Genomic DNA, 12,607 nt, shown 5'->3' with positions numbered 1-12,607 from the left:
AAATTAAAGTTAAAGAGCAGAATTCAAGCTAGTTTTATGCTGAAATCAATTGATCGAGTGTGGTTAATTGGAGGAACCCAGGAAAGTGCAAGATTGGCTCAGGCAATCGCCAAATGCCAAATCTATTGTATTATTAGTGTAACGACAGAATCAGCAAAATGTCTCTACCCCGAATCAGAATTTTTAACGATTTGGGTGGGAAAATTAGAGCCAAACCAAATTAACTTATTTTTAACAAATTATAAGATTAATCGAATTTTAGATGCTTCCCATCCCTATGCTGTAGAAATTTCTCAATTAGCAATTGCCATTAGCCAAACCCATCAAATTCCCTATTTACGGTATGAACGTCCAGCTATAGAGTTTGAAAATTCAACTCATCTTCTGTATTTAGACAGTTTTGAAACTTTATTAACCGGGGATTATTTAAAAGGAAAACGAGTCTTACTAACCTTGGGATATCGCAGTTTATTTCAATTTGCCCAATGGCAAGAACAAGCCGTCTTATTTGCTCGAATTTTACCGTCTCTTATGGCTTTGGATGCTGCTTTAAAGGCTGGATTTACCCCGGATCGGATTATAGCAATTCGTCCCCCCCTCTGTTTAGAATTAGAACGGGCATTATGGCAACATTGGAAGATTTCTTTGGTCGTCACAAAAGCTTCTGGATCGGCAGGAGGCGAAGATCTAAAAATTAATTTAGCTCACCAATTAAATATTCCTTTAATTATTATTGCCCGACCCCAGATTGATTATCCTCAAATGACTCACTCTTTTAAGACTGCCGTTGAATTTTGTCAATAGGGAACCGGGGAATGGAGGTCGGGAAAAGTCAACCCCCAAAAAATCTCTGAGATCGTTGCTGCGGTGATCCCCCTTTCCGATAAGATGGTATACGCGGCATCCAAAAAGGAAAGATAGGACATGAGTAAAATTGACGAAAGAGTAAAAAAAATTATTGCAGAACAATTAGATGTTAAGGAAGAGGAAATTATTCCTTCGGCGACTTTCGCCGAAGATTTAGGCGCGGATTCCCTGGATACAGTAGAACTGGTCATGGCATTGGAAGAAGAATTTGAGACCGAAATTCCCGATGAAGATGCTGAAAAAATTAAGACCGTTCAAGACGCTATAGACTACATCAAAGCCAAGGAGGAGTAAAGTCCATCGACCACCAAGCCAAAGCATAGGCTTAATCTGCAATTGAAGTAAAATCAACAGAATAAGCGAAGGATTAGCCTTCCACCAGTCTCACGGAAATTTTGCTGCGTTCGACTGTCTGGCTTAGGCAATCCCAACCCCTCTTAAATTAAATTACTGTTATACTGTTAGTTTTGCTTCTCACGCTTTGTTCTGCATTTTGGGTGATTAAATTCTTGAATCGACGAAAATCATGACTACGATGAATGTTAAGCGCGTTGTTGTAACAGGTTTAGGGGCAATTACTCCGCTTGGAAATACCCTAGCTGACTATTGGGAAGGGTTAATGAGCGGACGGAATGGGATCGGCCCTATCACCTTATTTGATGCGTCAAAGCATGATTGTCGCATAGCGGGGGAAGTCAAAAAATTTGACCCCTGTGATTACATCTCGCGCAAAGAAGCTAAACGGATGGATCGCTTCGCCCAATTTGCGGTGGCGGCTAGTCAACAAGCCATCGCAGATGCGGGCTTCGTCATTAATGACCTAAATGCAGAACAGGTGGGTGTCATTATTGGAACCGGTATTGGCGGACTCAAGGTACTCGAAGATCAGCAAGAGATCTATTTAAATCGTGGCCCAGATCGCTGTAGTCCTTTTATGATCCCGATGATGATTGCCAATATGGCGGCGGGACTCACAGCCATTCATACGGGAGCTAAAGGGCCAAATTCCTGCTCCGTAACCGCTTGTGCGGCAGGTTCAAATTCCGTCGGTGATGCCTTTCGTTTAATTCAACGCGGCTATGCTCAAGCGATGATTTGTGGGGGAACCGAAGCGGCGGTGACTCCTTTATCGGTGGCTGGATTTGCAGCAGCACGGGCACTATCAACCCGCAACCATGAACCTCTTAAAGCTTGTCGTCCTTTTGACAAAGATCGAGATGGCTTTGTCATGGGAGAAGGCGCCGGAATTCTACTGTTAGAAGAATTAGACTGTGCCTTAAGTCGTGGCGCTCGCATTTATGCGGAATTAGTCGGTTATGGCATGACCTGTGATGCCTACCACATGACCTCCCCTGTTCCGGGTGGGGCAGGCGCGGCTAGAGCGATTTCCTTGGCGATGAAGGATGCTGGATTAACCCCTAACCAAATTAGTTATATTAATGCTCATGGAACCAGTACCTCTGCTAACGACACCACAGAAACGGCAGCGATTAAAACGGTATTAGGTGAAAGTGCTTATCAGGTGGCGATTAGTTCTACAAAGTCGATGACGGGTCATTTATTAGGGGGTTCTGGAGGAATTGAAGCGGTAGCGACGGCAATGGCCATTGCTGAGGATCGGGTTCCTCCGACGATTAATTTGGATAATCCTGACCCAGAGTGTGATTTAGATTATGTTCCTCATACCAGTCGCGCTCACACCGTTAATGTCGCCTTATCCAATTCCTTTGGGTTTGGAGGTCATAATGTGACCTTAGCGTTTAAAAAATTTAAACCCTAACCCCGTAGAGACGTGCCATGGCGCGTCTCTACCTTAGGACAAGAGCCACTTTATCAAGTTGTTGATGGAGTGGCTCTTGTAGTGATTAAGCTGTTCTGTACTCGCGTAACAGGGTAGGATAGAAATATAAAGAAAATTTAATAATTGTTGTCTTTGTAGTCAACTTAGAGAGGTATCCTTGAGTCATCATCTCGACGCCATTGCTCCCCATGGTGGACATTTAATTAACCGAATTGCCACTCCTGACCAACGGCAGGAGTTTTTGGACAAAGGGGAACATTTACCCAGAGTTCAGTTGGATGAGCGCTCGCTCTCTGATTTAGAATTAATTGCTATTGGTGGTTTTAGTCCCCTCACCGGGTTTATGGAACAGGCGGACTATAAAACCGTCGTCAACCAAATGCACCTGAGTAATGGTTTACCTTGGTCAATTCCCATTACTTTATCGGTTTCTGAAGAAGTAGCTTCAACCCTGACTGAAGGGGGTTTAGTTCGTTTAGATGCCCCGACGGGGGAATTTGTGGGTGTTTTGGAACTCACCCAAAAATATACCTATGATAAGGAAACCGAAGCCCTCAACGTTTATCGCACCACAGACGAAAAACATCCAGGGGTGAAAGTCGTTTATGATCAAGGGGGCGTTAATCTCGCTGGCCCAGTATGGTTATTAGAACGTCAACCCCATCCTTACTTCCCGAACTATCAAATTGACCCCGCAGACTCACGGGCAATGTTTCGAGAAAAAGGATGGAAAACCATTGTTGGATTTCAAACTCGAAACCCTATCCATCGGGCCCATGAATATATTCAAAAATGTGCCTTAGAAACCGTTGATGGATTATTTTTGCATCCTTTAGTCGGGGCAACCAAATCCGATGATATTCCGGCAGATGTACGGATGCGGTGTTATGAAATTTTGATTGATCATTACTATCCTAAACAACGGGTTATTTTAGCGATTAATCCCGCCGCCATGCGTTATGCAGGCCCCCGTGAAGCGATTTTCCATGCCCTAGTGCGGAAAAATTATGGCTGTACTCACTTTATTGTGGGTCGAGATCATGCCGGGGTCGGGGATTATTATGGAACTTATGATGCTCAATATATTTTCGATGAGTTTGAGCCTGGGGAATTAGGCATTACTCCGATGATGTTTGAACACGCTTTTTATTGTACTGTGACTGAAGGTATGGCTACCAGCAAAACCAGTCCTAGTACCCCAGAACAGCGCATTCATTTATCAGGAACTAAGGTGCGAGAATTACTGCGTCGTGGTGAACTTCCACCCCCGCAATTTTCCCGCCCTGAAGTTGCCAATGAACTGATTAAAGCAATGAAGGTGGCAACGGAAGCTTAATCAGTTATCAGTTATCAGTTATCAGTGGAAGAGTTAAGGGTTGATGGTTAAATAGTTATTAATTAACAACGATTAACCCAAACTCTAAAACCAAAGACTTTATGAGCAGGTTCATCAAGATTTTAGGGAATTAATAAAGTTTTTCTTGACCTTGCTCCTAGTCACGAAAACAACTGATAACTGGCACAGACGTGCCATGGCACGTCTTTACTGATAACTGATAACTGATAACTGATTTTTGGTAATGGGATTAAAACGACGGGAATTTTTACAACAAGCTGGCTTACTGATGGCAGCGCTGGGGATTCAGGAAAGACTTTATGAGCGTTCCTATCAAGCCTTAGCACAGCCAACCCGACGGAAGTTAGCTTTATTAGTGGGAATTAATCAATATCCTAGTGGAAATCGGATTGAAGAACCGTTGCAAGGCTGTTTAACGGATGTGGAATTGCAACGCAATTTATTAATGTATAAATTTGGGTTTCAACCCGATGATATTCTCACGTTAACCAACCAAGCTGCAACTCGCAATCAAATTGAATCTGCCTTTATTTCCCATTTAATTGAACAAGCTCAAATGGGGGATGTGGTACTGTTTCATTTTAGTGGTTATGGTAGTTGTATTCCCCGTAATGATGTTGTTTCTAATTTACCTCAAATTCAATATTCTTATCTGCCTGTTGATGCCGAAATATCAGAACAGGAAACGGTTAATGATATTTTAGAAGATACCTTGTGGTTATTATTGCGATCGCTGCCGACCTCTGAAGTAATTACGGTTTTAGATACAAGTTTTATTTATCCTGGGTATCATCAACAAGGGACTCTCAAAATTCGCGCCGCCTCAAGTCCAACAACCTTGGAAATTAATCCCACAGAACTGGATTTACAACAGCAATTGTTATCTCGTTTCAACCTTTCACAACCAGAATTAGAACACCGAAAACCCGGTCAATTACCCGGATTAGTCTTAGCCGCATCTAAACCGTCCCAAGTTGCTACAGAAGGTCGATGGGATGGCTTTAATGCAGGATTATTTACTTATACTTTAACCCAAGCTTTTTGGGGTGCAAGTCCCTTCCCAAATTTAACTGCCCAAATCAGCCGAGTGGCGGGAGAAGTTGAACAAATGGTTGGGCCGTGTCAGCAACCCCAACTCCGCAGAACCTTAAATCCTACTAAAGCTGATTCAGATGTTTCTCTAGGGAGTTTGTGGCTTCCCTCCTTACCTCTTGATGGGGTAATAACGGGGGTTGAAGAGAATGGAAAAACTGCTCAAGTTTCATTAACAGGGCTGCCAACGTTTGTATTAGATTCATTGGGTTTAAATACAATATTAACGATTATTTCAGAATCTAATTCTTTAGAAAATCCGGTTTATTTACAACTACGTTCTCGCGCAGGATTAAAAGCCAAAGCCCAGATCAAAACGACTGATTTAAACTTATCTTTCGGGTTAGAAGTTGGGCAAAAAGTACAAGAATTTATTCGGATCTTACCTCGGCAAATTAATTTAAAAATCGCCTTAGATCCTCAATTAAATCGAATTGAACGGGTGGATGCGACCAGTGCATTTTCCGGGTTTTCTCGGATGACGATTGTAGCGAGTGATCAACCTGCGGATTATTTACTCAGTCGCGTTACGGATAGAACCATTGCCCAAGCTTTAAATGCTCCCTTATCCCCGATTTTTCAAGGACGCTATGGCTTATTCTCTAAAGGATCAGTGTTGCTTCCCGATACCATTGGTGAAGGAGGAGAGGCGGTAAAAGTGGCGGTACATCGGTTAATTCCCCAACTCAAAACCCGTTTAGCGATTAAGTTATTACGATTAACAGAAAATGAACGCTCTTCGCAGTTAAAAGTGAGAGCAACTTTAAATTTATTAGCTCCTCAATCTCAAGTATTAATCAAACGGGAAACAACTGGAATTTTAAACAAAATTAATCGAGAAAATGCTCAATCTGTTAATTCTATTTCAACTTTAAGTTCATCTTTTCCATTGGCTTCCGAAAATCTAGGAATTGTGACAGTGCCTGTGGGCAGTCGTTTACAATATCAACTGCAAAATCAGGGAGAGTTTCCCGTTTATTTTTTACTGTTTTACGTTAATAGTGAAGGACAAACCTATCTATTTCATTCAGGTTTTGATCCTCAGCAACAACAAATTGCACCGGGTAAATCTATGAGTGTACCTCCCACTACGGTTTACAGTGGTAACTCTTCTACAGAAATTATCGGAGAACTGGTTAAAAGTCCAGCAGGATTAGCAGAAACCCAGGTAATTTTAAGCCAAAATCCCTTTTTGGAAAGCTTAACAATTTTAGATAAAAGCATTAAAAAAAGTGAGGGATTATTGAAGTTCAACTTAATCTCAAATCCTTTGGATATTGCTGATGCTATTTTACAAGATTTGAATCGAGGCAGTCAACAAAGTTTAGAAAAAATCGGAGTGATTACGGATGATTTGGCTTTAGATATTAATAGCTGGGCAACTTTTAATTTTGTTTATCGGGTTGTGGGATAAGCTGTTTATATTGATAATTCTTTAAACCGCGTTTTGAAACCTGATGAAACTCAAACCCAGAGCCATTCTCAATTCCTAAACCATTGACCCAAACCTGCCTCAACCGTCTCCTTAATATTCATTTACAAATCTTGTAATAAGTTCATAATGTTTTTTTTGATGAACAAGATGTTAACTTGTGGCAAAAACACTATAAATTAAAAAGTAAGCGAATCAAGAAACCGGAATCTTAAAGGAGTAGTACCAAGTCCCAACTAAAGCGATTCAATAGATGTCTATCTACAGTCAACGGATTCGTTAAATTTAACAATTCCTTAATTTTTGGGACTCCATCCTCAACGGTTGATCCTGATTTTTTGAGGATAAAACCTCAGAATGAGTCACTTATATTTGTGGAGCAATAGATATGCCAGAAACTATCACAAACTGCCGTAATATCGCCATTGTTGGCCCCTATTTAAGTGGGAAAACCGCACTTTTAGAAAGTATTTTGTCCGTAACGGGAGTAACTACTCGCAAAGGAACGGCAAAAGATGGCAACAGGGTTGGGGACAGTTCCCCAGAAGCCCGTGAACGCAATATGAGTGTAGAAGTTAATGCCGCCAGTACCGAATATGGCGGCATTCGCTTTACATTTTTAGATTGTCCGGGGTCTGTAGAATTTGCCCAAGAAACCTATAATGCGTTAATCGGAACGGGGTTAGCTATTGTCGTCTGTGAACCTGATCCCGCCCGGATTTTAACCTTATCTCCCCTGTTCAAATTCTTGGATGACTGGGAAATTCCCCATCTCGTTTTTATTAATAAAATGGATCGGGTTTGTACCGATGAGGAACGTTGTGTTACCAGTTTTAGCGAACTCTTGAATGCTTTAAAAGCGGTTTCCACTCGTCCTATTATTCCTCAACAATATCCCATTGGCAACGGTGAACAATTGGTCGGTTTTATCGATTTAATTACCGAACAAGCCTATCATTATCATCCCGGTGCTCCCTCTGATCCTGTACCCCTTCCCGAATCTCTCAAGGAAGCTGAACACGCTGCCCGTCAAGCGATGTTAGAGGAGTTAGCCAATTTTGACGATCATCTATTAGAAGAATTATTAGAAGAAATTGAACCTCCTCAAGATGAAATTGTCAAAGATTTAAAAATGGAATTAGGAGCGGATTTAATTGTACCTGTATTAATTGGGGTAGCGGAACAAGATCATGGGGTACGAGCTTTATTGGATGCCTTAGTTCGGGAAGCACCAGAACCCGTCATTACCGCAGAACGACGGGGGCTGAAATCTCCACAAGGGTTGCCCATTGCCCAAGTTCTCAAAACCTATTACACCCCCCAAGGCGGTAAACTCTCCCTGGTGAGGGTTTGGCAAGGTGAACTCACCGAAGGCCAGACCTTAAATGGGGTAAGACCGGGGGGAATGTATCGGTTGATCGGACAACAAACCCAAAGCGTACAAGTGGCGAAAACTGGAGATATTGTAGCTTTGGCGCGGATGGAAGGCATTCAAACCGGAGATACCTTAACAACGGAACCCAATCAATTAAAAAATCCGTTACCGAAAGCAACTTTATTACCGGCTGTTTATGGCTGGGCAATTACTCCTGAAAACCGCAAAGATGAAGTTAAAATTAGTGCGGCTTTATCTAAAATGTTAGATGAAGATCCCTCGTTAAGTTGGGAACAAAATGGAGATACCCATGAAATTATTTTATGGGGTCAAGGTCAAATTCATTTGCAAGTGACGTTAGATCGGTTACGGCGTAAATATAATTTACCGATGGTGACTCATTTGCCTCGGATTCCCTATAAAGAAACCATTCGTAAAAACACAAATTCTCACGGTCGTTATAAACATCAAAGTGGCGGTCATGGACAGTTTGGAGATGTGTATTTAGATATTAAACCTCAACCGCGTGGGGAAGGGTTTAATTTTGATGAAACGATTGTGGGGGGTGTGGTTCCTCGTCAATATATTCCCGGTGTTGAAGTTGGGGTTCGAGAATATTTAACCCAGGGGCCTTTAGGGTTCCCTGTTGTTGATGTAGCGGTAACATTAACCAATGGTTCCTATCATTCTGTGGATAGTTCCGAACAAGCTTTTAAACAAGCTGCCCGGTTAGCCATGCAGTCAGGAATGGAGAAATGTGAACCCGTTTTATTAGAACCGATTACTTCTGTTGAAATTTGTGCCCCCAGTGATTTTACCTCCCAAATGTTTCAGTTAATTACCGGGCGTCGGGGGCAAATTTTAGGCTATGAACCGATGTCAGACTGGAAAGGATGGGATAAAATTTCTGCCTATATTCCCCAGGCGGAAATGCAGGATTTAATTGTAGAATTGCGTTCCTTAACGTTAGGAGTGGGTTATTTCAATTGGCAATTCGATCATTTACAAGAAGTTCCTGAAAAGTTAACGGAACGGATTTTAGCAACGAGTAACGGGAATGGTAATAGTAAATCCTAAATTCCTGTAAGCTAAAAAATCTCCCTTTTCGAGTTAACAGCATTAGGGAGATTTCTAGCTTCTATAGTGCTACTTGAAGAGGGAACAGGGAACAGGGAACAGGGAACAGTAAGAAGTGAAAGGGTTTCAGGTTTTACTCATTGTCAAACACCAATCATGCGTAGCACTATTGAATTAATTATTTTGGCGACGGCGGGACTCATTGCTGGCATTTTAGCAGGCTTTTTAGGGATTGGCGGGGGGACAGTTTTAGTCCCCTTATTGGTAGCGTTAGGATATACCCCAGTTGAAGCCGTTGCTACCAGTAGTTTATCAATTGTGATTACCGCAATTTCGGGGAGTGTACAAAATTGGCGCATGGGATATCTCAGTTTCAATCGTGTGATTGGTATTGGATTTCCGGCTATATTAACCGCACAAATAGGGGTATTTTTGGCAGAATTAGTTTCCTCCCGATTATTATTATTTTTATTTGGATGTTTATTGTTATTAAATGTTTATTTAGTAGAAGTGCGTCAACAAATAACAGCCCATAAAAAACAACAAGAAGAACAACAAGTTTCTGATTCTGCTATTTCTTCTAATCAAAATATCCTCTTTAATCCAGTATTTGCTCGAATTTTAACGGGAGGGACTGCGGGAATTCTAGCTGGGTTATTTGGAGTGGGGGGTGGAATTATTATGGTTCCTTTGCAAATTGTTTTATTAGGAGAAACCATTAAAGTTGCAATTCAAACCAGTCTAGGAGTAATTATCATTACAGCTATTTCTGCTTGTGCTGGACACGCTATTCAAGGAAATGTTTTATGGATTCAAGGCATTATATTAGGATTAGGGGGATTATTAGGAGCGCAAATTAGCACCCGGTTTTTGCCCAAATTATCGGATAAAACGGTTAGTTTAATGTTTAGAATTTTCTTAGTTATTCTCTCTGTTTATATCTTTAGACAAGCCTGGATGCAACCCTAATAGCTTTCAGAGTCTCTTTCTACAGGGGAATTAAAAATGAGAGTACCAAGCTATCAAAATTGGGTATATCGTTATAGGAAACCCCTCAAATTTCTCTACAAAACCTTAATTCTTTAAGCTTGTATAGCCTTTTGAGATTGATCTCCCAGATAGTGCAATACTAAATTAATCGTGTCTTGCTTTACCCATCCTTTTTGTACCGCTAATGTACCGAATTGAAGATTGGTTTGGGGTTTTTCAGCGAGAATCTCCTCAATTTGTTGATCATCTAACAGTTTAGCTAATTTTAAATATTCACTTAACGGTTTCTTATGGGGATTTTGATATAGATTCAGTAAATCTTCTACGAAAAACTTAATAGTTTCGGGTTCAATCAAGCCTTGATCAACTAAAATTTCTCCTAAGCGTAGATGATTGAGATGGGTTTTTTGTGCTTTTAAAGCACCTTTAATTTGAAATTCTGTAATTAACCCCGCTTGACGGAGTAAATAACCCAGGGGTAAAAATCGCGGTTGATTGGAATTAACGGTTTTAGATAAAGGTTGAACATCTAGGGACGGAGACGGTTTCACCCTGACCATTTGGGGTTGATAGTCATAGAAAGAATTAGTGAACCCATTATTAGAAGAGGATACAATTGACATTTGTGATTTCGTGACTAATTCTAGCCAAGAAATTGGGATTGTAATCGGCCAAAACACCGATGTTAATGCTAAAACGCCCCACGAACTTTGATCCGTTAAGGGTGTTGTTGAATCCTCGACGAATGCTTTAAAGCACACCGAAAACGAAGCTAAAACTCCTACTGTGTAATAGGCAATTAATATTTCCATTAGACTCTCTCTTCTTAGTCAGTGGTAGTAGTGCTTTAAATCAAAAATACAATCTCTGGTCAAATGAGTTAGTCAATGAACTCTAGTGGAAAATTGACAGTTTAATTTGTAATTAGAACCTTATTTTAAACGGTTCTCCATCTTATCTTATCAAGTGTTGTGTTAAGATTTGAATACTTTATTGAGTTTTTTTGTAAAAGTTTAGTAAAATCTTTGAACAAAAAAAGAGAGTTGAGGGGAAGACTAGACGAACGCTTCAACCTCAACCCTCTAAAAAAGACAGTTTCAGGGTCTAAATTGGGTTAGGGAGACGATGGGCTAAGGCTTCACGGGCTTGTTCTCGGTCATCAAAATGAATTTTTTCGGTTCCCAAAATTTGATAATCTTCGTGACCTTTTCCCGCAATTAAAACGCCATCTCCCGGTTGAGCATCCAAAATGGCTTGATGAATGGCTTTAGCCCGATCAGCAATGACAATGGGCTTAATATTGTCGGGAATTCCGGCTAAAACATCTTGCAAAATCCGCTCAGGATCTTCGGTGCGGGGATTATCTGAGGTGACAACGGCCACATCCGCTAATTCTGCGGCAATTTTCCCCATTTGTGGGCGTTTGGTGCGATCGCGATCGCCCCCACAACCAAACACACAAATCATCCGACCTGGAATAAACGGACGGGACGCCTTCAATAAATTTTCTAAACTATCAGGGGTATGGGCATAATCCACAATCACGCTAATATTTTGATTAGGGCTAATTTGCACCCGTTCCATACGACCGGGAACGCCGGGAAACTCGGCAATTTTTTCGACCAAGGTGGTTAAATCTAAGCCCAAACTTAACCCCGCCCCCAAAGCGGCTAACAAATTCGATAAATTATATTGACCGACCAACGGTAAATAAAATGCCGCCTCTCCTTGGGGAGTATGGAGAACCCCCTTAACCCCTGTAGGTTCATAACACAGTTGATCCGCCCATAAATCGGCGGTTGAGTCGTGGGTACTATAACTCCAAGCTTGATTTCCCAACTGAGCGATTAACCGTTGGCCATAGGAGTCATCCGCATTAATAATCGCCCGACCTTTAAGATATTGGGGACTAAATAATAAGGCTTTGGCTGCAAAATAATCTTCCATGGTGGGGTGGTAGTCCAAATGATCTTGAGTTAAATTGGTAAACACCGCCACTTGAAAAGGACAACCAAGAACCCGCCCCTGGTCTAACGCATGGGAACTGACTTCCATCACCCCCAATTCACAACCCGCCGCCACCGCATCAGCCAGTTGTTCCTGAAGTTCAACGGAGAAAGGCGTGGTATGGGTTGCTGTTTCTTGAAATCCGGGCCAACGGGCGTAAAGGGTTCCCAGTAAGGCCGTTGGATGGTTAGTATTGCTGAGGAGATATTCAATTAAATGGGTGGTGGTGGTTTTCCCATTGGTTCCTGTCACCCCTACCAATTGTAATTTTTCTGCTGGATAATCATAAAACGCTGCTGCAATTTGGGCGCAGGTTTGGGTCATATCCGGGGTGGGAATAATGCAGGGATGTTCGACGGCGATGCGGTCTTGGGTTTTCTCGGCGGCGGTTTCGGAGATGAAGGCAGCTACTGCACCAGAGGCGATGGCACTAGGCCAAAATTCTCCCCCATCCACACGGGTTCCGGGCATTCCTAAGAATAAATCTCCCGGCCCAGAAGCGATGGAGTTGGTTGTTAACCCCTTAATTTCTTCCTCTAAAGCGGGGTGAGACTGAAAGGGTGTTGATATTCCTGCTTTTGCCAGTAACTCTTTGAGCTTCATCTGTTA

General features: G+C 41.8%; 9 protein-coding genes. 7 read left to right on the top strand and 2 right to left on the bottom strand.

The features are described from left to right. The first annotated feature begins 36 nt into the window (after positions 1 to 36). From NMK36_RS10230 to NMK36_RS10200, 7 genes are all read left to right on the top strand, one after another. Positions 37 to 804: a cobalt-precorrin-6A reductase gene (locus NMK36_RS10230; RefSeq protein ID WP_072722346.1), complete on the top strand. Its 768-nt coding sequence runs from the start codon at positions 37 to 39 to the stop codon at positions 802 to 804. Between the two features lie 120 nt (positions 805 to 924). After that, positions 925 to 1,161 carry an acyl carrier protein gene (gene acpP / locus NMK36_RS10225; protein ID WP_072722130.1) on the top strand — a complete coding sequence of 79 codons (237 nt, stop codon included), beginning with the start codon at positions 925 to 927 and terminating at the stop codon, positions 1,159 to 1,161. A gap of 232 nt (positions 1,162 to 1,393) precedes the next feature. Further along, positions 1,394 to 2,647, top strand: a complete 1,254-nt coding sequence (gene fabF, locus NMK36_RS10220; RefSeq protein WP_072722131.1) for a beta-ketoacyl-ACP synthase II — start codon at positions 1,394 to 1,396, stop codon at positions 2,645 to 2,647. A gap of 178 nt (positions 2,648 to 2,825) precedes the next feature. Beyond that, on the top strand, positions 2,826 to 4,004 hold the full coding sequence (sat, locus tag NMK36_RS10215) for a sulfate adenylyltransferase (RefSeq protein WP_072722132.1): 1,179 nt from the start codon (positions 2,826 to 2,828) through the stop codon (positions 4,002 to 4,004). Between the two features lie 244 nt (positions 4,005 to 4,248). Beyond that, entirely contained in the window at positions 4,249 to 6,531 is a 2,283-nt protein-coding gene (locus NMK36_RS10210) for a caspase family protein (protein WP_254173661.1), read from the top strand. A gap of 406 nt (positions 6,532 to 6,937) precedes the next feature. Next, a complete protein-coding gene (locus tag NMK36_RS10205) occupies positions 6,938 to 9,001 on the top strand; it encodes an elongation factor G (protein WP_072722134.1) in 2,064 nt (687 codons plus the stop codon). 156 nt (positions 9,002 to 9,157) lie between these two features. Next, positions 9,158 to 9,970, top strand: coding sequence for a sulfite exporter TauE/SafE family protein (locus NMK36_RS10200; protein ID WP_072722135.1), 813 nt, complete (start codon positions 9,158 to 9,160; stop codon positions 9,968 to 9,970). 113 nt (positions 9,971 to 10,083) lie between these two features. On the opposite strand, the gene NMK36_RS10195 is transcribed toward NMK36_RS10200, so the two are convergent. Both NMK36_RS10195 and NMK36_RS10190 read right to left on the bottom strand, forming a co-directional pair. Beyond that, positions 10,084 to 10,803, bottom strand: a complete 720-nt coding sequence (locus tag NMK36_RS10195) for a hypothetical protein (protein WP_072722136.1) — start codon at positions 10,801 to 10,803, stop codon at positions 10,084 to 10,086. A 292-nt stretch (positions 10,804 to 11,095) separates the two neighbouring features. Beyond that, positions 11,096 to 12,601, bottom strand: a complete 1,506-nt coding sequence (locus NMK36_RS10190; RefSeq protein ID WP_072722137.1) for a UDP-N-acetylmuramoyl-L-alanyl-D-glutamate--2,6-diaminopimelate ligase — start codon at positions 12,599 to 12,601, stop codon at positions 11,096 to 11,098. Between the last annotated feature and the right edge of the window lie 6 nt (positions 12,602 to 12,607).

Source organism: Planktothrix pseudagardhii (assembly GCF_904830925.1).
In the GTDB taxonomy this organism is placed as follows: Bacteria; Cyanobacteriota; Cyanobacteriia; order Cyanobacteriales; family Microcoleaceae; genus Planktothrix; species Planktothrix tepida.
This window is presented reverse-complemented; position numbering and strand designations above follow the sequence as displayed.

Excerpts from the sequence above, each read along its gene's own strand:
- NMK36_RS10230 (WP_072722346.1), top strand. The coding sequence starts at position 37 with ATGCTGAAATCAATTGATCGAGTGTGGTTAATTGGAGGAACCCAGGAA.
- acpP (WP_072722130.1), top strand. The coding sequence starts at position 925 with ATGAGTAAAATTGACGAAAGAGTAAAAAAAATTATTGCAGAACAATTA.
- fabF (WP_072722131.1), top strand. The coding sequence starts at position 1,394 with ATGACTACGATGAATGTTAAGCGCGTTGTTGTAACAGGTTTAGGGGCA.
- NMK36_RS10210 (WP_254173661.1), top strand. The coding sequence starts at position 4,249 with ATGGGATTAAAACGACGGGAATTTTTACAACAAGCTGGCTTACTGATG.
- NMK36_RS10205 (WP_072722134.1), top strand. The coding sequence starts at position 6,938 with ATGCCAGAAACTATCACAAACTGCCGTAATATCGCCATTGTTGGCCCC.
- NMK36_RS10200 (WP_072722135.1), top strand. The coding sequence starts at position 9,158 with ATGCGTAGCACTATTGAATTAATTATTTTGGCGACGGCGGGACTCATT.
- NMK36_RS10195 (WP_072722136.1), bottom strand. The coding sequence starts at position 10,803 with ATGGAAATATTAATTGCCTATTACACAGTAGGAGTTTTAGCTTCGTTT.
- NMK36_RS10190 (WP_072722137.1), bottom strand. The coding sequence starts at position 12,601 with ATGAAGCTCAAAGAGTTACTGGCAAAAGCAGGAATATCAACACCCTTT.